Genomic DNA, 529 nt, shown 5'->3' on the forward strand with positions numbered 1-529 from the left:
GTGCTGTCGGTGCGGGTCAGCGTCGGCGTCGCCGGCTCGGCCGAACCCGCGGCCCACACGCTCAGCGCGAGCTCCGTGGTGCCGCTACCGGAGGCCTGCACCCGGACGTTCAGCTCCGTGCCCGGGGTGTAGGTCACCCCCGGCAGCAGCACCTCCGAGCCGATCAGCGTCTCGGCCGTGGAGCCCGTCAGCTTCACCATCGCCACCCGCACGCTGCCGTCGGCGAAGACGCGCACCCGCGCCTTGTAGGACTGGTACACCTCCACCTGGCGGGCACCCACGTACACCATCGCCCCACCGCCGGTCGGCACCGATGACAGCGAGAAGGTGGTGCGCACGTCGGCGCTGGTCTGCCCGATCGTGCCCAGGTAGGAACCGGTGTTCGTGCCACGGGTCATCGCCAGCCTGGCCACCCCGTCGGCCACCGACTGGCGCACCGCACCCGACCACGAGGTCCACGGCCCACCCGCGTCCGCCGTCCCCAGCCCACCGGTCACCGACCGGTCGAAGGAGTCGGCCGCCAGCACCG

1 pseudogene is annotated in these 529 nt (G+C 73.0%); it reads right to left on the minus strand.

Annotated features, from left to right (window positions below):
• A pseudogene (locus O2W17_RS22185) lies at window positions 1-398 on the minus strand (PKD domain-containing protein); the annotation flags it as partial.
• Between the last annotated feature and the right edge of the window lie 131 nt (window positions 399-529).

It is taken from the genome of Blastococcus sp. VKM Ac-2987 (genome assembly GCF_026967805.1).
Taxonomy (GTDB): Bacteria; Actinomycetota; Actinomycetes; order Mycobacteriales; family Geodermatophilaceae; genus Blastococcus.